The following is a 20,836-nucleotide window of genomic DNA, read 5'->3' on the forward strand; positions in this document are numbered from 1 at the left end:
GAGGCCACGCGGTGTTACACGAAAGCGATTGACGAGATCGTGAGCTTCCACGCTGTGTACGGACCGTCACAGGAATAGCCGTGGACCGGCGACTACCCCACGTCGTATAGTCCACGTGGAATAACCGACCCGGAGGGACCACCCATGGCCTCGGCCAAGTTGACGCCGCTCGGCATCGCCGTGCTGGAGCTGCTGCACGAGCGGCCGATGCACCCGTACGAGATGGCTCAGCTCATGCGTGAGCGGTACGTCAACACGCGGGTCAACGTCAAAGCCGGGTCGCTCTACCACACCGTGGAACGCCTGAAGCGCGACGGATTCATCGAGGTCGTCGACACGCAGCGTGACGGCAGGCGGCCCGAACGGACCGTCTACGGCATGACCCAAGAAGGGCTCGACGAGTTCAACCAGCGCGGTCGCGAGCTGCTCGGCGACCTCGTGGCCGAGTTCCCCGCTTTCCTTTCCGGGCTCGCCGTGATCGACGAACTGGGGCGCGAAACCTCGTTGATCGAGCTCGAACACCGGGTCACGCGGCTGCGCGCCGCGGTGGCCGCCGACCAGGCCGTGCTGCAGCGGCTGGCCGACGACGAGACGCCGCCGATCTACTGGCTCGACTGGCGCTACCAGTGCGACCACCGGAAGTTCGAGCTCGAGTGGACCGAGCGGCTCCTCGACGACCTCAAGGCCGGGCGGATCCCGTTCCAGGACTGCGAACAACCCAAGCTCACGCTCATCACCAGGGAAGACGACGATGAACGCCAGACAAGCTAACCCGTGGGCCGCGCTCGGCGCGCTGTGCCTCGGTTTCTTCATGATCCTGCTCGACACGACCATCGTGTCGATCGCGATCCCGACCATGCTGAACAAGCTGAACGCCGGATTGAACTCGGTCGTCTGGGTGATCAGCGTCTACCTGCTCACCTACGCCGTGCCGATGCTGTTCACCAGCCGGCTCGGTGACCGCTTCGGGCCGAAGCGGGTGTTCCTCGCCGGGCTCGTCGTGTTCACCGGCGCGTCGCTGTGGTGCGGCCTGTCCGGCAACGTCGAGATGCTGATCGCCGCGCGGGCCGTGCAGGGGCTCGGGGCCGCGCTGATGACGCCGCAGACGCTGGCGTTCATCACGCACCTGTTCCCGCCGGCCAAGCGCGGCCCGGCGATGGGCATGTGGGGCGGTGTCGCCGGCCTGGCGACGATCGCGGGCCCGCTGCTCGGCGGCGTGCTGGTCGACCACCTCGGCTGGGAATGGATCTTCTTCGTCAACGTGCCGATCGGCGTGATCGCCATCGTGCTGACGCTGCTGCTGGTCCCGGACTGGCAGCCGAAGCACTCGCACTCGTTCGACCTGCTGGGGATCTTCCTCTCGAGCGCGGCGCTGCTCTGCATCGTGTTCGGCGTCCAGAACGGCCAGCAGTACGACTGGGGCACGGTCTTCGGCGGCATCACCGTCTTCGAGATCATCGGCGCCGGCGTGCTGCTGCTGGTCGCGTTCCTGACGTGGCAGCGGTACAACAAGCGCGAGCCGCTGCTGCCGCTGCAGGTGTTCTCGAACCGGAACTTCTCCGCGGGGACGCTCACCGCGACCACGGTCGGCTTCGCGATGACCGGCATGTTCCTGCCGCTGGTCATCTACATCCAGTCGGTGCTCGGCCTGACCCCGACCATGGGCGGCCTGCTGACGGCGCCGATGTCGCTGCTGTCCGGGATCGTGGCGCCGTTCGTCGGGCGCGCGTCGGACAAGGTGAACGGCAAGTACCTGGTGGTGTTCGGCCTCGCCGCGCTCGCGGCCGGGCTGGGGATCATCGCGCTGCAGGCGACGCCGACGAGCAGCCCGTGGGCGTTCGTCCCGGCGCTGCTGGTGTGCGGGCTCGGCATCGGCTGCATCTTCTCCCCGATGAGCAACATGACGATGGGGTCGGTCGAGCCGCGGCTGGCCGGGACCGCGTCCGGCATCTTCAACACCGCCCGTCAGGTCGGCGGCGTGCTGGGCAGTGCGGCGATCGGCGTGCTGCTGCAGGCGCGGATCAGCGCGTCCATCGCGGACGAAGCGGCGAAGGCGGCTTCGCAGCTGCCGGAGCAGTACCGGGCGCCGTTCACGGAGGGAATCGCGCACGCCGCGGCCGGCACGGGTGAGTTCGGCTCGGCCGGCGGGCCGTCGCCGATGCCGGGGGTGCCCGCGGAGCTCGCCGCGCAGGCGGGGAAGCTGGCGTCCGAAGCTGTCCACAGTGGACTCACGGACGCGGCCCGCGTGACGATGCTGCTGCCGATGGGCGTGCTGCTGCTGGGGATCCTCGCGGCCCTGCTGCTGCGGAAGGTCAAGCCGCGCTGGGAAGCCCCGGCGCCGGCGCCCGAAGCCGCCGCGGCCTGAAAAACCGTGCGAGCCCCCGGTGTCGGGTGCCGGGGGCTCGCACGGACCGCGGGAGCGGTGGTCTCCGGCCCGGGATCAGCTTCGGCGCCGGGCCGAGCCGGCCCGGCGCGGCGCGCGGCGTCTCGTCCACCACGGCGACCTCGGTACCGGCGTCGATTCCGTCACGCGCACGGTCATGGCACCTCCCGCACCGATCCATATGTTGCGAGCAACAACAAAATAACTCGCCCAGGAAGTGGTGCCGGTCACAATCCGGTCACGACCGGCGGCCGGGTACCTTCGCCGGGTGCAGTTCGTCCTCGCCTCCCAGTCCCCCGCCCGCCTCGCCCTCCTGCGCTCCGCGGGCCTCGATCCGGCCGTGTTCGTCTCCGGCGTCGACGAGGACGCCGTCGCCGCCGCGCTGACCGATCCCTCGCCGTCCGAACTCGTCGCCGCGCTCGCCGCGGCCAAGGCCGAAGCCGTCATCGACAAGGTCGCCGCGGTCCACCCGGACGCCGTCGTCGTCGCCTGCGATTCGATGCTGAACATCGGCGGGCAGATGGTCGGCAAACCGGCCGATCCGGACATCGCGCGGCAGCGCTGGGCCGCGATGGCCGGGACATCCGGTGAACTCCTCACCGGCCACGCGGTCGTCCGGCTCGACGGCGGGGCCCGCTCGAAGGAGACCGCGGGCTGGGAGTCGACCACCGTCCGGTTCGGCACGCCGAGCACGCACGAGATCGACGCCTACGTCGCCAGCGGCGAGCCGCTGCACGTGGCGGGCGGCTTCACGATCGACGGCCGGGGCGGCTGGTTCGTCGAAGGGCTCGACGGCGGCCACACGAGCGTGATCGGGATCAGCCTGCCGCTGACGCGCCGGCTGCTGGCCGAGGTCGGCGTAGGTGTCGTGGATCTCTGGGAACGTCCCGCATCCTGAGAAAGGCGCCACACGAACGGGTGATCCGGAAGAGTGCTCCCTTGCCTGACGTTCTCTTCACGAGGCAAAACGAGAAATTTTCGAGCACCGGAGTCGCCCCGTGTCTTTCGTACGGACATACACCAAACCGCGGGTGTTCGCGGCCGCGGTCCTCGGCTCGCTCGTCGTCGGCGCCGCCCTCGGCGTCGTCGCGCGGCAGACCGAGGCCGGCTGGCTGACCGATCTCCTCGACCAGATCGGCACCATCTTCACCACGCTGCTGCAGATCGCGGTGATCCCGCTGGTCTTCACGGCGATCGTGGTCGGCATCAACAGCCTCCGCGGGCTCGGCGGCGGCCGCACCGCCGCGCGCCTCGGCGGCAAGACGGTGCTGTGGTTCGCGATCACGTCGTTCATCGCGTCCCTGATCGGCATCGCCGTCGGCAAGATCTTCAACCCCGGCGCGGGCGGGCTCGGCGGCGTCGAAGCGACCGCCAAGAACGCCGGCAAGGCCGCGGCCAGCGTCGACCACTGGGGCTCGTGGAGCGCCTTCGTGAACGGCCTGCTGCCGGAGAACTTCGTGAAAGCGTTTGCCGACGGCGAGACGCTGCAGGTGCTCTTCCTCGCGCTGGTCATCGGCGCGGCCGCGTACAGCCTGGGTGACAAGGCCAAGCCGTTCGTGGACTTCACGACGAGCGTCTTCGAGATCATCCAGCGCTACCTCGGCTGGATCGTCCGGCTGGCCCCGATCGGCATCATCGGCCTGATCGGCGCGGCCGTCTCGAACTACGGCGACGCGCTGTTCCGGCCGCTGTTCTCCACCACGCTCGCGGTGTACGTCGGCTGCCTCCTGGTGCTCTTCGTCGTCTACCCGATCCTGCTGCAGTTCGTGGCCAAGGTCAGCCCGCTGAAGTTCTTCGCCAAGGCGGGCACGGCGATCCAGTTCGCGTTCGCGTCGCAGTCCTCGGCCGCGACGCTGCCGCTGACCCGCCAGTCCGCGGTCAACCTCGGCGTCCAGCCGGCGTACGCGGCCTTCGCGACCCCGCTCGGCAGCGCGACCAAGATGGACGGCTGCGCGGCGGTCTTCCCGGCGATCGCGGCGATCTTCGTCGCCAACCTGGCCGGGGTGTCGCTGAACTTCTGGCAGTACGTCGGCATCGTGGTGGTCGCCGTGGTCGGCGCGCTGGCGACGGCCGGCACCACCGGCTGGCTGACGGCGTTCACGCTGACGACGTCGTTCATCGGCCTCGACGCCAAGCAGGTGGCGCTCGGCCTGGCGCTGATCTACTCGGTCAACCCGATCATGGACATGATGCGGACCGCCACGAACGTGGCCGGCCAGATCGCGGTCCCGGTGGTCGTGGCACGCGGCGAGGGTCTCCTCGACGACGACGTCCTCAACGCCCCGACCGACACCCCGCTGCACAGCGACGACGGCACCGAGGCCCGCCACACCGAGCCCGCCCCCGCCTGAACAGAAGCGCACTTTCACGTGAAAGTGTTCCGGAGGTCCGCCCTCCACATCACTTTCACGTGAAAGTGCGGGGCTTCGGGGTCAGGACGTGGGGCAGGGGCGGAGGTCGGCGCGGGTGAGGCGGATGTCGGGCCAGCCGCGCAGGTCCGAAGGCGCGGTGTAGCGGCGGGTGCAGCCGACCGGCTTGCCCGTCAGGTCGTACACCTCGCCCAGCACCGGCGACGCCTCGCACTTCGGGGTGCCGGACGCCGCGCCCGGGCAGTCGTGGCGGACCACGATCACGTCCGCGCGGCCGTCGGCCGTGACGTCGTAGAGCGACAGCGTCCCGGCGTCCGCGTAGTACGGCTTGCCCGGGTCGCGCCACACTCCCCCGCTGCCGACCAGCAGCTCGCCGTACGCGGCCGTGCCGTCGTCGCTGTCGTCGCCGACGTCGCCGCGGACCAGGCACGCCGGGGCCGAGCCGTCGACGCAGCGCAGCGAGTCCTGGTCCAGCCGCACGCCCAGCTGCGCGATCGCCAGCTCGAACACCGTGCCCGGCTCGGGGCCGACGCGCAGCCGCGCCGACCCGCCCGAGGTGTCGGTCAGCAGCACCACCGGCGTACCCCCGACCGTGACCGCCGCGAGCTGGCGGCAGGGGCCGCCGCCGCAGGTCACCGCGGGTGCCACCGGCGCCGCCGCGGGTTCGGCCGCGCCGGCGGGCGCTTCGGGACGCGGGCGCAGCGCGAACACGGCGCCGATCGCGCCCAGCGTCACCACCGCGGCCAGCACCGCCGTGAGCAGCGCCGACCGGGGCGTCCGCGCTGCCGTAGTCCGCATAAGACAGAGCGTAAGCCGGTTCGCGACGGTGTGTGGGCGACGCCCGGGCCGATGTGGCTGAAATCCCCCGGGCGTGCACCCGATCGGTGAGGGCGCGGCTCGCGCAGCGTGTCCGTCTATGTTGTCCCCGTGACCAACCCGAACCTGCCTCCCGCCCTGTACCTGCCGACCGGCCCGGCCAGCGCCGAAACCGAAGGCGCGTCGATCGAGCTGCGCCGGACGCCGGACGGCCGCACCGCGCTCGTCGCCTTCACCGCGCTCGACCGGCTGATCGACTGCTGCGGCGAGCACCAGCCGTGGGTGCTGGTGAACACCGAACACCTGCCCAAGGTCCACGCCGCGAACCCGTACGACGTCATCGTGCTCGACTCGCCGCTGCCCCAGGAGCTGCGTCACCACGTGTGAGCGTGGTTCACCTCTCACTCGACTGACTCGCGACGTCATATCCGTAGACTCCCCCGTACCGCGTGGGCGGTCAGCAATGCAGCTGTCGGGACGCAGGAGGTGCGGGGTGGCCGAGCAGGTCGGCGAATCCACCGGTGGTCCGGTGACCAAGATCCTGGTCGCCAACCGGGGCGAGATCGCGGTACGCGTGATCAGAGCGGCCAAGGACGCCGGTCTGGCCAGCGTCGCGGTGTACGCCGATCCGGACCGGGACGCACCGCACGTCCGTCTCGCGGACGAAGCCTTCGCGCTCGGCGGGACCACGGCCGCCGAGAGCTACCTCAACATCGAAAAACTCCTGGACGCCGCCAAGCGCTCCGGCGCCGACTCGGTGCACCCGGGCTACGGCTTCCTCTCCGAAAACGCGGACTTCGCCCAGGCCGTCCTCGACGCCGGGCTGACCTGGATCGGGCCGGGCCCGCAGGCCATCCGCGACCTCGGCGACAAGGTCACCGCGCGGCACATCGCGATGCGCGCGGGCGCGCCCCTCGTGCCGGGCACCAAGGAGCCGGTGCAGGACGCCGCCGAGATCGTCGCGTTCGCCGACGAGCACGGCCTGCCGGTGGCCATCAAGGCCGCGTTCGGCGGCGGCGGCCGCGGCCTCAAGGTCGCGCGCACCCGCGAAGAGATCCCCGAGCTGTTCGAGTCGGCCACCCGCGAGGCGGTCGCCGCGTTCGGCCGCGGCGAGTGCTTCGTCGAGCGCTACCTGGACAAGCCGCGCCACGTCGAGGCGCAGGTGCTGGCCGACATGCACGGCAACGCGATCGTCGTCGGCACCCGCGACTGCTCGCTGCAGCGCCGCCACCAGAAGCTCGTCGAGGAGGCGCCCGCGCCGTTCCTGAGCGACGACCAGCGCGCCCGCATCCACTCCTCGGCCAAGGCGATCTGCAAGGAAGCCGGGTACTACGGCGCCGGCACGGTCGAGTACCTCGTCGCGACCGACGGCACGATCTCCTTCCTCGAGGTCAACACGCGCCTGCAGGTCGAGCACCCGGTGTCGGAAGAGACGACCGGGCTGGACCTGGTCCGCGAGATGTTCCGCATCGCGCGCGGCGAGAAGCTGCGGATCACCGAAGACCCCGAGCCGCGCGGGCACTCCATCGAGTTCCGCATCAACGGCGAAGACGCCGGGCGCGGCTTCCTGCCCGCGCCGGGCACGGTGACGAAGTTCGTCGCGCCGAGCGGGCCGGGCGTGCGCGTCGACTCCGGCGTCGAGTCCGGCAGCGTCATCGGCGGCCAGTTCGACTCGATGCTGGCGAAGCTGATCGTCACCGGGTCGGACCGGAACAACGCCCTCGAACGCAGCCGCCGCGCGCTGGCCGAGATGGTCGTCGAGGGCATGGCGACGGTGCTGCCGTTCGACCGCGTGATCGTCGACGACCCCGCGTTCATCGGCGACGAGAACGGCTTCAGCGTGCACACCCGCTGGATCGAGACGGAGTTCGACAACAAGATCGAGCCGTTCGTGGCGCCGGACCTCGAGACCGCCGAAGAAGAGCCGCGGCAGAACGTCGTGGTCGAGGTCGGCGGGCGGCGCCTGGAGGTCTCGCTGCCGGGCGGGTTCGCGCTCGAAGGCGGCGGTGGTGGCGGCGCGGCCGTCAAGGCGAAGCCGCGCAAGCGGGCCGGCGGCACCAAGGCCGCGGTCAGCGGCGACGCCGTCACGGCGCCGATGCAGGGCACCATCGTCAAGGTCGCCGTCGAAGAGGGCCAGACGGTCGAAGCCGGTGAGCTGATCGTCGTCCTCGAGGCGATGAAGATGGAGAACCCGGTCACCGCGCACAAGGCGGGCACCGTGACCGGGCTTTCGGTCGAGGTCGGCGCCGCCGTGACGCAGGGCACACAGCTGCTCGAGCTCAAGTAGCGCGGTTCGTTACGGATGTCGTGGTGGGCCGCCCCCGAGGCGGCCTACCATCGACCACGTGACCGAAGTCCCGTCTCCGCAGCTGCGGATCAGCGACCAGAACCGCGAGTCCGCGCTGTCCGCGCTCGGTGAGCACCTGAGCGCGGGGCGGATCGACATCGACGAGTACGGCGAGCGCTCGGCGCGGATCACCGCGGCCAAGACGCGCGGCGAGCTCGGTGAGGTCTTCGCGGACCTGCCCGCGCCGCACCCCCAGTACGAAGAGGTCCAGCAGGCCATCGCGGCGCCGGAGCCGGCCGCCGCACCCGTGCCGGCGCAGCCGGGCACACCCGACAACTGGTCGCCGCCGCAGCGGTTCGTCGCCGCGATCGTGCCGCTGGCCTTCATCGCCGCGATCGCCCTGATCGCCACGGGCACGCTGGCCTGGCCGATCATCTTCGTCCCGATCGGGCTGACCGTGTTCGGCAAGTCGATGTGGGGCCACGACTGGAACCACGACCAGAACCGCCACGACCGGCACTTGCGCGACCGGGAGCGCCGGCGCGAGCTGCGCGACTCGTTCCGCGAGCACCGGCGCGGCCTGGACCGCTGAGCCCGCCGTGAGCGACATGCGCTTGAGCGACGCCGAACGCCAGGACGCCCTCGACGTCCTCGAAGAGCACGTCCGCAGCGGCCGCCTCGACATCGACGAGTACGGCTCCCGCACCGCGAAGGTCACCGCGGCCAAGCGGGTAAGCGAGCTCGTCCCGCTGTTCGACGACCTGCCGTCGCCGCGCCCGAGCGCGTTGCTGAACGGCGCTTCCGCACCGGTGGCGGCACCGGCCGGGGAAACCGCGCTGTCGCAGTTCCTGACGCGCAGCGCGGTGCCGATCGCGATCGTGCTGGCGATCGCGGTGCTGATCCTTTCGCGCGGCAGGCTGCTGATCATCTCGGTCGCGCTGCCGCTCGTGGTGGCGGCGCTCGCACGGGTCCGCCGCCCGCGCTGATCTTCCGTTCCCGGCAACCGAATCCCCGCCCCGGACGTGGAGCAGGTGCAGGTCGGGGACAAGGGAGAGACGATGAAACGCAAGTTCTGGGGGCGGGTCGTGGCGCCCGTCGTGGCCGCGCTTTCCGTGGCGGTGCTGGCACAGCCCGCGGACGCCGCGATCCGCATCGCGTGGCGGCCGACGATCCTGCCGCTGCCGTCCGGCGGTGGCACCGGCGTCCTGACCGGATCGGACGGCAAGGGCGAATACACCGGCACGTTCGACGTGAACGGCGTGCAGACGGTCGTCAGCTGGCGGAACGGGCAGCCGGTGGTGCGGGGCGTGCCGAGCGGGTACGAGGCGGCGCTCGCCGCGGACGAGAACGCCGCCGGCGTGGTGGCCGGCACGGCGCACGACTACGACACCTTCATCAGCCGCGCGTACACACTGGACGCGACCGGGTTCCACATCCGGGACGTCCCGGCGGGCTACGACTACGTCTACGGCGTCGCGATCAACGCCCGCGGCGACCTGCTCGGCCGGGCCACGCAGTTCGGCAGCGGCGGCGCCGAGGCCGCGGTGCTGTGGCGCGCGGACGGCAGCGCGCCGGTGCTCATCCCGAAGACGCCCGACACGTACTACGCGCGCGACATCGACGAGGACGGCACGATCCTGTTCGACGCGGGCAACCGCTCTGCGCTGTGGAAGGACGGCGTTCTCCGGTACCTCTCGCCGGAGCCGTCCCTGCAGGCCTGGGGCTACGCGATCCGGGGCGGCGTCGTGGTCGGGACGGCGATCCGGGGCGGCGTCGAGCAGGCGGTGCGCTGGTCCTCCGCGACGAGCCCGTGGGCCGCGCTGCCGGGCGGTGGGCGCGCGCTGAGCGTCAACAAGGCGGGCCTGACGGCCGGGCTGGTGCCGAACCCGTCGGGGCCGGTCATCGTCGGCAACGCGATCGCGTGGCGCACGACCACACCGGGCGAGGTCCGCGCGCCCAGCGGCTACTCGACGTTCGAGGCGAAGGTCGCCGCGGACGACGGCTCCCTGGCGGGCTTCGGGGCGAACAGCCCGGGGGACTCGTACGGCGTGCCGGTGGTCTGGCGCCTGGCCCCGTGACCGGTTCGGGAGTTTCCTCCGGTTCTTGATCAAGATTGCTCCGTTTGCCGGGCAACGGCCTCCCGACCTGCACCGATGTATCCGGTGCAGGTCGGGGGGAACGGAGATTCGATGAGCAGCAAGTCCTGGGTGCGCGCGCTCGCGCCCGCCGTCGCCGTAATCGCGGCGGTGACGCTGGCGCAGCCCGCCGGCGCACTGGGGATCCGCATCCCGTGGCGGCCCACCGTGCTGCCGCTGCCGGCCGGCGGCGGCAGCGGGTTCCTGACCGGGTCGAACGGGAAGGGCGAGTACACCGGCACGTTCGCGGTGAACGGCGTCCAGCAGGTGGTGAGCTGGCGGGGCGGGCAGCCGGTGGTGCGCGGGCTGCCGGGCGGGTACGAGCGCGCGGACGCGGTGGACGAAAACGCGTCCGGGGTCGTGGTGGGCACCGCCTACGACTACGAGACGAAGGCGAACCGCGTGTTCGTCCTGGACGCGACCGGGTTCCACGTGAAGGAGAACCCACCGACCTGGGAGAACCTGTACGCGGTCGCGGTCAACACCCGCGGCGACGTCCTCGCCAGGGCCAACCGCACCGGCCCGTACGCGGCGACGGTCCTGTGGCCGGCGGATGGCTCCGCACCGACGATCATCCCGTCGGGCAACGACACCTACTACGCCCGCGACCTCGACGACGACGGCACGGTCCTCTTCGACTCGGGAGCGACGTCGGCGCTGTGGAAGAACGGCGTGATCCGGCAGCTGTCCCCGAGCCCGGCGGCGTGGGCGGAGGCACTGGCGATCCGCAACGGGGTCGTCGTCGGCAAGCGGTCCTGGGGCGGCGTCGAGCAGGCGGCCCGGTGGTCGACGCCGGACGCGACGGTCGGCCTGGAGGGCGGCGCGTCGGCGGTCGGCCTCAACCAGGTGGGCTTGACTACGGGGCTGCTGGCCGACGGCACCGCGACCGCGTGGCGAGGGACGGTCCCCGGCGAAGTCAAGCGCCCGGGCACGTACCCGGTGTTCCAGGCGAGCCTCGCCGCGGACGACGGGTCCTTGGCGGGCTTCGCGACGAACGGCTCGGTGAGCGACGGCGGGGTGCCGGTGGTCTGGCACCTGACCCCCTGACCGGGCCCTGATCGCTGGGCCGGGAGCGGCCTGCTCCCGGCCTGGCTAGGCTGGGCGGAGTGGAACCGGTGGAGATCAACGCGGGCACCTACTACCTGCGCCAGCTGCGCGCCGACCGGCACCTGGACGACCGCGCGCTGCTGATGGAGGCGTTCGCCGACCCGACGCACCGCAAGTACGTGCTGAACTACCGCCTGCGCACCCTGGCCGAAGCCACCGAGTACGTGGCGCTGCGCGCGGCCCAGTGGGCGGGCGACGAGCGGTGTTCGTGGGCGATCGCCGAGCCGACGTCCGGGCGCCTGCTCGGCGAGGTGGGCCTGCGCGAGCTGAACCTGGACGCGGCGTACGCGGAGGCGACCGTCTGGGTCCACCCGGCGGAGCGGGGCAAGGGGATCGCCACGACGGCGTTGAGCGCGGCCCTGCGGTTCGGGTTCGGCGGGCTGGGCCTGACCGAGGTGAGCTACCGGTACGAGGAGAGCAACGCGGCTTCGGCGGTCGTCGCCGAGCGGTGCGGGTTCACGCCGCTGGGCCCGGAGGACGAGCGCGCGCCGACCGGCGAACGCCTGATCCGCTGGCACCGGACCGCCTGACCGCCTGCCTGGCTTGTACATCGGTTCCGTGCGTGGGACCCTCGAAAGGTCTCCAAAACGCCACACCGAGCAGCGCCGTTCACGGATTTCTCTGCGGGGAAGCCCGGCTCGCTCCCGAGCCGGGTCCAGGAAATCCCGCTGATCGGCGGATTCGCTCCCCGGGTGGCGACGGGGACCGCAGGCCGCCGTGCGGCCCGTGCGGGCAGCGGACTGCTCGCACGGGCCCCACGCGGCTCAGCTCACCGGCTCCACGATGCCCGCCCGCGCTTCCGGGGCCGCCGACCGCAGGGCGTCCGCCGCTTCGTCGCTCGGCTGGGACTGCGACTCCCGCTCCGCCTCGACCCGCGCGGTGTAGACCTCGATCTCGCGCTGCACGGCTTCGGGCGACCAGCCGAGGACCTCGCCGACCAGTGACGCCACCTGCTCCGCGCAGTCGACCCCGCGGTGGGCGTATTCGATCGAGATGCGCGTGCGGCGGGCCAGGACGTCTTCCAGGTGCAGCGCCCCTTCGTGCGAAGCCGCGTACACGACCTCGACGCCCAGGTAGTCCGGCGCGTGCTCGATCGGCTTCAGCAGCTCCGGGCGCCCGTTCGCCGCGGCCAGCACCTCGTTGACCAGCGAGCCGTAGCGGTCGAGCAGGTGCCGCACGCGGTAGGGGTGCAGGCCGTGCTCGGCGGCCACGTGGTCGGCCTGGTTGACCAGCGCGTGGTAGCCGTCCGCGCCCAGCAGGGGAACCTTGTCCGTGATCGACGGCTGCGAGCGGCCCGGCAGGTCCACCGCGGCCGCGTCGACCGCGTCCGCCGCCATCACCCGGTACGTCGTGTACTTGCCGCCCGCGATCGCCACCAGGCCCGGCGCCACCCGCGCCACCGCGTGCTCGCGCGAAAGCTTCGACGTCTCTTCGCTCTCCCCCGCCAGCAACGGGCGCAGGCCCGCGTAGACGCCTTCGATGTCGTCGTGCGTCAACGGCGTCGCCAGCACGCTGTTGACGTGCTCGAGGAGGTAGTCGATGTCGTGCTTCGTCGCCGCCGGGTGGGCGAGGTCGAGGTTCCAGTCGGTGTCCGTGGTGCCGACGATCCAGTGGTTGCGCCACGGGATCACGAACAGCACCGACTTCTCGGTGCGCAGGATCATCCCCGACTCCGACACGATCCGGTCACGCGGGACGACGATGTGCACGCCCTTGCTGGCGCGCACGCGGAACCGCCCGCGACCGCCGGAAAGGCGCTGCAGCTCGTCGGTCCAGACGCCGGTGCAGTTGATCACCGCGGCCGCCGAAATCTCGGTTTCGCGGCCGTCTTCGACGTCGCGCACGCGCACGCCGGACACCCGGTCCGCCTCGCGCAGGAACCCGACGACCTGCGTCGACGTCCGCACGACCGCGCCGTAGTGCGCTGCCGTCCTGGCCACCGTCATGGTGTGACGGGCGTCGTCCGATTGGGCGTCGTAGTAGCGGATTCCCCCGATCAGGGCGGATCGTTTGAGCGCGGGCACCATCCGCAGCGCACCCGCGCGGGTCAGGTGCTTCTGGCCGGGGACGCTGCGCGCGCCGCCCATCGTGTCGTACATCAGCAGGCCGGCCGCGGTGTACGGGCGCTCCCACACGCGGTGGGTCAGCGGGTAGAGGAAGCTGACCGGTTTCACCAGGTGGGGCGCGATCGTCGTCAGCATCAGCTCACGCTCGCGCAGCGCTTCCCGGACCAGGCCGAACTCGAGCTGTTCCAGGTAGCGCAGGCCACCGTGGAAGAGCTTGCTCGAGCGGCTCGACGTCCCGGATGCGAGGTCCCGCGCTTCGACCAGCGCGACCCGGAGCCCGCGCGTGGCGGCGTCCAGCGCCGTGCCCGCGCCGACGACACCGCCGCCGATCACGACGAGGTCGAACGTCTCCTTGCCGAGGCGCTGCCACGTCTCTTCCCGCTTGACCGGGCCCAGTCGAGCCGGGTTGGTCTCCGCTGCGTGCTGCGCCACGTGACATTCCTCCTCGTGCCGGCGAGGCTTCCAGCATCGCACGACCCGGTGATCATCCGCCTGTCCACGGACGACACGTGTGGCGTAACCCGCCACGATCTTGAAAAGATTGCGCTGGCCGGTGCTTGGAATCCGCTTCCACGCCCCGGTAACGTCCCCTCGACGTGGGTCGGCAACGGTGCCGTGGCACGCCGTGATCGACCCTGCGCAGAGTGTCCAGTGTGGAGGTGCAGCGGTGAGTGCTGGGGCAATAATCGTCTGGGAACTACTGGGAACGGCCGCGCTGATCCTGCTCGGCAACGGTGTGGTCGCGAACCACGTCCTCCGTAAGAACAACGGTCACAACGCAGGGTTCCTCTTCATCAACTTCGGCTGGGCGTTCGCCGTCTTCACCGGCGCCAGCATCGCCGCGCCCAGCGGGGCGCACCTCAACCCGGCGGTGACGCTGGGCCTGGCCATCTCGGGCAAGACCCCGTGGGCCGACGTCCCGCTCTACTTCCTCGGCCAGATGGTCGGCGCGATCGTCGGCGCCGTGCTCTGCTGGGCCGCCTACAAGCTGCAGTTCGACGACCACCCCGAGCCCGAAAACACGCTCGGCATCTTCTCCACCGCACCGCAGATCCCGAACACGGCGTGGAACCTCGTCACCGAGATCATCGGCACCTTCGTGCTGGTCGCGTGGATCCTGCTCAGCCCGGTCTTCGCCGCAGGCGACGGCGGCACGCCGAACTTCGGCAACTCCGCGCTCGGCTACGCGGGCGTCTCGTTCGTCGTCCTCGTGATCGGCACCTCGCTCGGCGGGCCGACGGGCTACGCCATCAACCCGGCCCGCGACCTCGGCCCGCGCATCGCGTACGCGTTCCTGCTCCCGATCAAGAACAAGGCCAACGCCAACTGGGGCTACTCCTGGATCCCGGTCGTCGGCCCGCTGGTCGGTGGTGCGCTGGCCGCGCTGCTCTACCTCGGCGTGCACAACCTGACCTGATCGCCCACCCAAACGAATTCCTGGAGCACACATGACTTCGTACGTAGCCGCGATCGACCAGGGCACGACGTCGACCCGGTGCATGATCTTCAACCACGAAGGCCGCGTCGTGTCGGTGGACCAGCGCGAGCACGAGCAGATCTTCCCGAAGGCCGGCTGGGTCGAGCACAACGCCGAGGAAATCTGGGAGAACACCCGCCGGGTCGCCGCGGGCGCGCTGGCCAAGGCCGACCTGACCGCGAAGGACATCGTCGCCGTCGGCATCACCAACCAGCGCGAGACCGCGCTGGTCTGGGACAAGACGACCGGCAAGCCGGTGTACAACGCGATCGTCTGGCAGGACACCCGCACCGACCGGATCGTCACCGAGCTCGGCAACCTCGGCGGCGGCCAGGAGCGCTACCGCGCCAAGGTCGGCCTCCCGCTCGCGACGTACTTCTCGGGGCCGAAGATCAAGTGGATCCTCGACAACGTCGACGGCGCGCGCGAGAAGGCCGAAGCCGGTGACCTGATCTTCGGCAACATGGACACCTGGGTGCTGTGGAACATGACCGGCGGCGCGGACGGCGGCGTGCACGTCACCGACCCGACGAACGCTTCGCGCACCATGCTGATGGACCTCGACACCCTGCAGTGGGACCCCGAGATCGCCGGCGAGATGGGCATCCCCCTTTCGATGCTGCCGGAGATCCGTTCCTCGTCCGAGGAGTACGGCAAGGTCCGCGAGAAGGGCGCGCTCGCGGGCGTCCCGATCGCGGGCATCCTGGGCGACCAGCAGGCCGCGACGTTCGGCCAGGCCTGCCTTTCGCCCGGTGAAGCCAAGAACACCTACGGCACCGGCAACTTCATGCTGCTCAACACCGGCACCGAAAAGGTGATGTCGCAGAACGGGCTGCTCACCACGGTCTGCTACAAGATCGGCTCGAACGACACGATCTACGCGCTGGAAGGCTCCATCGCGGTGACCGGGTCGCTGGTGCAGTGGCTGCGCGACAACCTCGGCATGCTCTCGACAGCGGCCGAGATCGAAGAGCACGCCCGCAGCGTCGAGGACAACGGCGGCGCGTACTTCGTCCCGGCGTTCTCGGGCCTGTTCGCCCCGTACTGGCGTTCGGACGCCCGCGGCGCGATCGTCGGCCTCACCCGCTTCGTCAACAAGGGCCACCTGGCCCGCGCGGTCCTGGAGGCGACGGCCTTCCAGTCCCGCGAGGTCATCGACGCGATGAACGCCGACTCGGGCGTGCCCCTGAAGTCGCTCAAGGTGGACGGCGGCATGGTCGTCAACGAGCTGCTCATGCAGTTCCAGGCCGACATCCTCGGCGTCCCGGTGATCCGCCCGGTGGTCAACGAGACGACCGCACTGGGCGCCGCGTACGCCGCCGGGCTGGCGGTGGGGTTCTGGAAGTCCGAAGACGACATCCGCACCAACTGGGCCCAGGACAAGCAGTGGGACCCGGCGATGGACGACGCCCGCCGCGACCGCGAGTACCGCAACTGGAAGAAGGCGGTGACGAAGACCTTCGACTGGGTGTCCGACGAGGACTGACTCCCGCTGGGCCGGGGGCGCCGCCGGGCGCCTCCGGCCTGCTGGTGCCACGGCCCGGCGGGGGTGGCTCGGCTGTCGCCCGCCGGGCGCGCGGAGCAGAGCTGCCCGCAGCCGAGTTGCACAGCCGCGCGCACCCAGCTCCGGAGTCCCGCGGCGAAGCAGGCCGCCCGCATCCGCGCCCAACCGCAGGCGCCCGCAGCCAGCTACCCAGCCCAGCCGCCTCGGCACAGCCGCGGGCCGAGCCGGCTTGCCAACCGGCCGCAGCCGCAGCACGACCGCCGCAACCACCTGAGGCGCAACTGCGCGCCAAGCGGCCTCGCCGACCGGCCGCAGCCGAGCCGGCCGCCGCAACCACCTGAGGCGCAATCGCGCGCCAGCTGCCTCGCCGACTGACCGGACCGCCGGCCGGTGCTGCCAGGCCACCGCCTCAGTGCGAGTCGCTCACTCCTCCCAGCCCTCCGGCTTGCCCGACTGCTCGTTCGGTGCGATCACCAGGAACGGCACCCCCTGGTCGTCGGTCACCTGGACCTGCCGGCCGTACGGGGAGTCGAACGGCTTGCCCTGGACCTGGCCGCCCAGCTCCGCGACCTTCGCCGCGCTCGCGTCGGCGTCCGCCACCGAGAAGTACGTCGACCAGTTCGACGGCACCGAAGCCGGGACCGAATCCGGCAACCCGCCCAACCCGCCGACCGGGCGGCCGTCGAGCAGCAACACCGCGTACGTGAAGTCGTCGTTCGACAGGTCCTGGAAACCGAACCCGAAGACCTGCTCGTAGAACGCCTTCGCCGCCGGGTAGTCGCGGCTCATGCACTCGTTCCAGGCCAGCGTGCCCGGGGCCGCCGTGACCTGGGTGCCGATGTGGTTGCCCGCCTCCCAGAGGCCGAAGACCGCGCCCGCCGGGTCGGCCGCCACCGCCATGCGGCCCTCCTTCATGACCTCCATGACCGGCATCAGGACCTGGCCGCCGGCCTCGGTGATCGCCGTGACCGTCTTGTCCACATCGGACACCGACAGGTACGTCGTCCACACCGCCGGCATCTCCTGGCCCGGCGGCGTCTGCCCGATGCCCGCGACCGGGCGCCCGCGCAGCTCCGCCATGCCGTAGAAGCCGGTCTCCTCACCGCCCGTCCGCACGTCCCAACCGAACAGCGCGCTGTAGAACGCCACCGCTTTCGCCTGGTCCGGCACCATCAGGTCCACCCAGCTGGGCGTGCCGTCCGGCCACCGCTCGTCCCGGAACACCATGTCGACTCCCGACCCTCGTGAACGCCGCCTGAGTGACGGCCGACACAGTCTGGCACCCACCACCGACAAAACCAGGGCCGAAGGACTCAGTGCCCGACGAGCTTGGCGTAGACGACGATGTTGTCGACGTAGTTGCGGGCGTTCCGGTCGAAGACGCCGCCGCAGGTGATCAGGCGCAGCTCCGGGCCGGGGGTGTCGTCGTAGACGCCCTCGCCCTCGAAGTCCTTCTTCGGCACCTGGTGCACCTTCGTCACCTCGAACGTCGCCGTGGTGCCGTCCTTGCGGGCGATCGCCACTCGGTCGCCCGCCGCCAGCTCCTTGAGCCGGAAGAAGATGCCCTTCTGGTGGTTGCCGTCGACGTGCCCCAGCACGACGGCCGGGCCGGCCTCCCCCGGCGTCGGCGCGTAGGTGTACCAGCCGGCCTGCAGCGGCGTGGTCACCGGCGGTACCTCGATCGTGTTGTCGGCGTTGAGCCCGAGCGGAACCAGCGACGAATGTGCGCCGAGCTTCGGGATGTCGATCGAGACCGGGTCGGACCTGGGCAACGACGAGACGGCGTCCGCGGCCGCGGGTTCGGGCTGGACGGCGACCGGCCGCGGGGGCGGCGGCTGGGCCGACGGCGGTTCGGACCCCCCGCCGAACACCAGCGCCACGACCACCAGCGCGGCCACCGACGCGAGGACGAGGGCGATCAAGTAGCCCCGTCTGCCCGTGCTCCTCGTCGTCATCTTCTCCCCCGTGCTTCCCTCGCCTGCCGTTCACACGTCCGGGTGGTCTCTTCGGTTGAGTCCCGACGGTACGCCGGGCGGTCAGCGCCGCCGCGCGCGCCGGGCGAGCACGAGACCGCTGCCGCCGAGCGCCAGCGCGCCCATGGCGGCCGCCGCCGCGAGCGGGGTGCCGGAGCCACCTGGGCCGTCGGTGCCGCCGGTCTGCGGCGCGCCCGTGGGCACCTTGACGACCTGCTTCTTCACCGGCAGGACCGCCAGCGTCGCGGACGACGTCTCCGGGCCGCAGTGCAGCGTGACGGCGTACTTGCCGGGCTTGACGTCCTTGACGGTGCCGGTGGCCCACCCGCCCTTGCCGAAGACGAGCGCCGCCGACCGCACGGTGACCTTCTCGGCGGGCTCACGCGTCTGGCAGGCGAAGTCCAGCTTCACCCGCGCGCCCGGCTGCGCCTGGGCCGGGGACACGGTGAGCAGCCGGGTGATCCGGGAGAACGGGCCGTCCGGGTCCACCGGCACCGCGGCCGACGGCGCGGCCGATGGGGACGGCGTGGCGGCCGGCGTCGTCGCCAGCGCGGCGCCCGGCGCGACGACGAGGAATGCGGCGGCGAAACCCGCGACAACGGCAGTCTTCTGCATTCTTTTCTCCCCTGTGGAATGGTGGCGGCTCCCGCTCGCTCACACCCCTCAAGACGTCCCCACCTGCGATCGGTTGCGCACCAAGGTCACAAAAGCGACATGAAAAAACCGCCCGGGAGCGGGGCTCCCGGGCGGTTTCGAAAAAGAAGATTCAGCCGGCCATGCTGCCGTCGCCCGCTTTCGCGGCACCGGACGGCACCTTCGCCACCTGGGCGGCCGGCACCGTGAAGTTCGTGGTGTAGGTCTGGCCGCCGCACGTGACGGTCAGCGGGTACGTGCCCGCGCCCGTGCCGGGCTTGAGTGTGGCGTCCGCGCTGATGTTGGCATCCGCGCCCATGAACGGGCCCGGAGTGTAGTTGGCGAAGTCCAGCGCCGGCGAAGAGAACTTCGGCGAAGCACCCTCGCACTTGGCCAGCGCGACGTTCGGCGCGTCGCGGACGTACTTGTCCACGAGCGACTGGTTGATCGCGGTGTTGACGTTGAGCTGCACGCTGCCGGCGGGCGCGGGCGCCGCCGCGGGACCGCTGCTCTGCGCTGTCGCGGGCGCCGCCGCTGCCGTCGCCCCGATCACCACTGCCGCAACGAAAACCACCGTCTTGCGCACCATCGCACCCTTCGCGTCCTTCAGCCTCACAACCGACAAGACGCGACAGGGCGCGACGGGTTGCCTACGGGTTTCAGTCGAGGTCGTCGTGGCGCATGAGCTGGCGCCCGGCCTCGGTGATCGAGCCCGACAGCGACGGGTACACCGAAAATGTCAGTGCCAGGTGGTCCACTGTGAGCTGGTTCTGGACGGCGAGCGCGATGGGGAGGATGAGCTCGCTCGCCTGCGGCGCCACGACGACACCACCGACGACCACGCCGGTGGCGGGGCGGCAGAACAGCTTCACGAAGCCCCGGCGGAGGCCCTCCATCTTCGCGCGCGCGTTGGTGGCCAGGGGCAGCATGATGGTGCGCGCGGGCACCTCGCCGGAGTCGATCGCCTGCTGGCTGATGCCGACGGTGGCGATCTCCGGGTGGGTGAACACGTTGGCGGCGACGGTCTTGAGCTTGATCGGCGCGACGCCCTCGCCCAGCGCGTGCCACATCGCGATGCGGCCCTGCATGCTCGCCACCGAGGCCAGCATGAGCACGCCGGTGCAGTCGCCGGCGGCGTAGATCCCGGGAACGGAGGTGCGCGAAACGCGGTCGACGGTGATGAACCCGCCGGGGCCGGGCGCGATGCCGACCTTGTCGAGGCCGAGGTCGGCGGTGTTCGGGATGGACCCGACCGTCATCAGCGCGTGGCTGGCTTCGATCACGCGGCCGTCGGCGAGGTGGATCTCGACGCCCTTGTCCGTGCGCTCGACGCGGTCGGCGCGCGCCTGCTTCGCCACGGTCGTGCCGCGCTGGGAGAAGACCTCTTCGAGCACCGCGGCGGCGTCGGCGTCCTCGTGCGGGAGGACGCGGTCGCGGCTGGACACGACGGTGACCTTGACGCCCATCTCGGTGTAGGCGGACGCGAACTCGGCGCCGGTGACGCCCGAGCCGATCACGGCGAGGTGCTCCGGCAGCTCCTGAAGCTCGTAGAGCTGGCGCCAGTCGAGGATGCGCTCGCCGTCCGGCACCGCGCCCGGGAGCACGCGCGGGGTGGCGCCGGTCGCGATCAGGACGACGTCGGCGGGCAGCTTCTCGGTGCCCTCCGCCGTGGTCACCGAGACCTTGTGGGTGGCGAGGCCGGGCTCTTCGTCGCAGAAGCGGGCTTCGCCGATGAGGACGCGGACGCCTTCGCGCTGGACGCGGGCGCGGATGTCGGCGGACTGCGCGAGGGCGAGGCCCTTCACGCGGCCGTGCACGGTCGGGAGGTCGATGCTGGTGTCGGCGAGGTCGGTGTTGATGCCGAGCTCGCTGAGGTCGTGCATCTTCGCCAGCGCGCCCGAGCTCGCGATGAACGTCTTCGAAGGGACGCAGTCGTAGAGGACGCACGCGCCACCCAGGCCGTCCCGCTCGACGATCGTGACGTCGGCCCCGTGCTGGGCTGCGACCAGCGCGGCTTCGTAGCCGGCCGGGCCCCCGCCCATGATCACGATCCTGGTCACCTGGGTCCTCCTCGATGTGCTCGCGT

General features: G+C 71.1%; 20 protein-coding genes. 13 read left to right on the forward strand and 7 right to left on the reverse strand.

The window, feature by feature from the left end; all coding sequences use genetic code 11:
- The first annotated feature begins 144 nt into the window (after positions 1–144).
- The 4 genes from MUY14_RS32100 (at position 145) to MUY14_RS32115 (ending at position 4,734) form a co-directional block, all read left to right on the forward strand.
- Positions 145–771 (forward strand): PadR family transcriptional regulator, encoded by a 627-nt coding sequence (locus tag MUY14_RS32100; RefSeq protein ID WP_247014676.1) that lies wholly within the window; start codon positions 145–147, stop codon positions 769–771.
- Entirely contained in the window at positions 752–2,365 is a 1,614-nt protein-coding gene (locus tag MUY14_RS32105) for a DHA2 family efflux MFS transporter permease subunit (RefSeq protein WP_247014678.1), read from the forward strand. Before MUY14_RS32100 ends, MUY14_RS32105 begins: the two co-directional genes overlap by 20 nt.
- Positions 2,366–2,651: 286 nt before the next feature.
- Positions 2,652–3,281, forward strand: coding sequence for a nucleoside triphosphate pyrophosphatase (locus MUY14_RS32110; protein ID WP_247014680.1), 630 nt, complete (start codon positions 2,652–2,654; stop codon positions 3,279–3,281).
- Positions 3,282–3,381: 100 nt separating this feature from the next.
- Entirely contained in the window at positions 3,382–4,734 is a 1,353-nt protein-coding gene (locus MUY14_RS32115; protein ID WP_247014683.1) for a dicarboxylate/amino acid:cation symporter, read from the forward strand.
- An 81-nt stretch (positions 4,735–4,815) separates the two neighbouring features.
- Here the strand turns inward: MUY14_RS32115 and MUY14_RS32120 are convergent, their stop codons facing one another.
- Positions 4,816–5,550 (reverse strand): hypothetical protein, encoded by a 735-nt coding sequence (locus tag MUY14_RS32120; protein WP_247014685.1) that lies wholly within the window; start codon positions 5,548–5,550, stop codon positions 4,816–4,818.
- 129 nt (positions 5,551–5,679) lie between these two features.
- Between MUY14_RS32120 and MUY14_RS32125 the strand changes: the two genes are divergently transcribed.
- The 7 genes from MUY14_RS32125 to MUY14_RS32155 all read left to right on the forward strand — a co-directional run bounded on the left by MUY14_RS32125 (position 5,680) and on the right by MUY14_RS32155 (position 11,627).
- Positions 5,680–5,955 carry an SAV_915 family protein gene (locus tag MUY14_RS32125; protein WP_086673790.1) on the forward strand — a complete coding sequence of 92 codons (276 nt, stop codon included), beginning with the start codon at positions 5,680–5,682 and terminating at the stop codon, positions 5,953–5,955.
- A gap of 106 nt (positions 5,956–6,061) precedes the next feature.
- On the forward strand, positions 6,062–7,855 hold the full coding sequence (locus MUY14_RS32130; protein ID WP_247014687.1) for an acetyl/propionyl/methylcrotonyl-CoA carboxylase subunit alpha: 1,794 nt from the start codon (positions 6,062–6,064) through the stop codon (positions 7,853–7,855).
- A gap of 58 nt (positions 7,856–7,913) precedes the next feature.
- Positions 7,914–8,447, forward strand: coding sequence for a DUF1707 domain-containing protein (locus tag MUY14_RS32135; RefSeq protein ID WP_247014690.1), 534 nt, complete (start codon positions 7,914–7,916; stop codon positions 8,445–8,447).
- A 7-nt stretch (positions 8,448–8,454) separates the two neighbouring features.
- On the forward strand, positions 8,455–8,841 hold the full coding sequence (locus MUY14_RS32140; protein WP_247014693.1) for a DUF1707 domain-containing protein: 387 nt from the start codon (positions 8,455–8,457) through the stop codon (positions 8,839–8,841).
- Between the two features lie 72 nt (positions 8,842–8,913).
- On the forward strand, positions 8,914–9,933 hold the full coding sequence (locus tag MUY14_RS32145; RefSeq protein WP_247014695.1) for a hypothetical protein: 1,020 nt from the start codon (positions 8,914–8,916) through the stop codon (positions 9,931–9,933).
- 111 nt (positions 9,934–10,044) lie between these two features.
- Positions 10,045–11,037: a hypothetical protein gene (locus MUY14_RS32150; RefSeq protein WP_247014697.1), complete on the forward strand. Its 993-nt coding sequence runs from the start codon at positions 10,045–10,047 to the stop codon at positions 11,035–11,037.
- Positions 11,038–11,096: 59 nt separating this feature from the next.
- Positions 11,097–11,627, forward strand: coding sequence for a GNAT family N-acetyltransferase (locus tag MUY14_RS32155; protein WP_247014699.1), 531 nt, complete (start codon positions 11,097–11,099; stop codon positions 11,625–11,627).
- Between the two features lie 234 nt (positions 11,628–11,861).
- Here MUY14_RS32155 and MUY14_RS32160 read toward each other — a convergent pair whose 3' ends face one another.
- A complete protein-coding gene (locus tag MUY14_RS32160; RefSeq protein WP_247014701.1) occupies positions 11,862–13,595 on the reverse strand; it encodes a glycerol-3-phosphate dehydrogenase/oxidase in 1,734 nt (577 codons plus the stop codon).
- 235 nt (positions 13,596–13,830) lie between these two features.
- On the opposite strand from MUY14_RS32160, the gene MUY14_RS32165 reads away from it, so the two are divergent.
- Complete coding sequence (locus MUY14_RS32165; protein ID WP_247014703.1) at positions 13,831–14,580, forward strand: MIP/aquaporin family protein; 750 nt, start codon at positions 13,831–13,833, stop codon at positions 14,578–14,580.
- 31 nt (positions 14,581–14,611) lie between these two features.
- Positions 14,612–16,126 (forward strand): glycerol kinase GlpK, encoded by a 1,515-nt coding sequence (gene glpK, locus MUY14_RS32170; RefSeq protein ID WP_247014705.1) that lies wholly within the window; start codon positions 14,612–14,614, stop codon positions 16,124–16,126.
- Between the two features lie 441 nt (positions 16,127–16,567).
- Here the strand turns inward: glpK and MUY14_RS32175 are convergent, their stop codons facing one another.
- From MUY14_RS32175 to MUY14_RS32195, 5 genes are all read right to left on the reverse strand, one after another.
- Positions 16,568–17,371, reverse strand: coding sequence for a VOC family protein (locus tag MUY14_RS32175; RefSeq protein ID WP_247014707.1), 804 nt, complete (start codon positions 17,369–17,371; stop codon positions 16,568–16,570).
- Positions 17,372–17,457: 86 nt separating this feature from the next.
- Positions 17,458–18,099 (reverse strand): class F sortase, encoded by a 642-nt coding sequence (locus MUY14_RS32180; RefSeq protein WP_247014709.1) that lies wholly within the window; start codon positions 18,097–18,099, stop codon positions 17,458–17,460.
- Positions 18,100–18,180: 81 nt separating this feature from the next.
- The gene (locus MUY14_RS32185; RefSeq protein ID WP_247014711.1) at positions 18,181–18,732 is read right to left on the reverse strand and encodes a hypothetical protein; all 552 of its coding nucleotides are present in this window, start codon (positions 18,730–18,732) and stop codon (positions 18,181–18,183) included.
- 151 nt (positions 18,733–18,883) lie between these two features.
- Positions 18,884–19,336 carry a hypothetical protein gene (locus MUY14_RS32190; RefSeq protein ID WP_247025348.1) on the reverse strand — a complete coding sequence of 151 codons (453 nt, stop codon included), beginning with the start codon at positions 19,334–19,336 and terminating at the stop codon, positions 18,884–18,886.
- A 73-nt stretch (positions 19,337–19,409) separates the two neighbouring features.
- Positions 19,410–20,810 carry an NAD(P)H-quinone dehydrogenase gene (locus MUY14_RS32195; protein ID WP_247014713.1) on the reverse strand — a complete coding sequence of 467 codons (1,401 nt, stop codon included), beginning with the start codon at positions 20,808–20,810 and terminating at the stop codon, positions 19,410–19,412.
- Between the last annotated feature and the right edge of the window lie 26 nt (positions 20,811–20,836).

It is taken from the genome of Amycolatopsis sp. FBCC-B4732 (genome assembly GCF_023008405.1).
GTDB lineage: Bacteria > Actinomycetota > Actinomycetes > Mycobacteriales > Pseudonocardiaceae > Amycolatopsis > Amycolatopsis pretoriensis_A.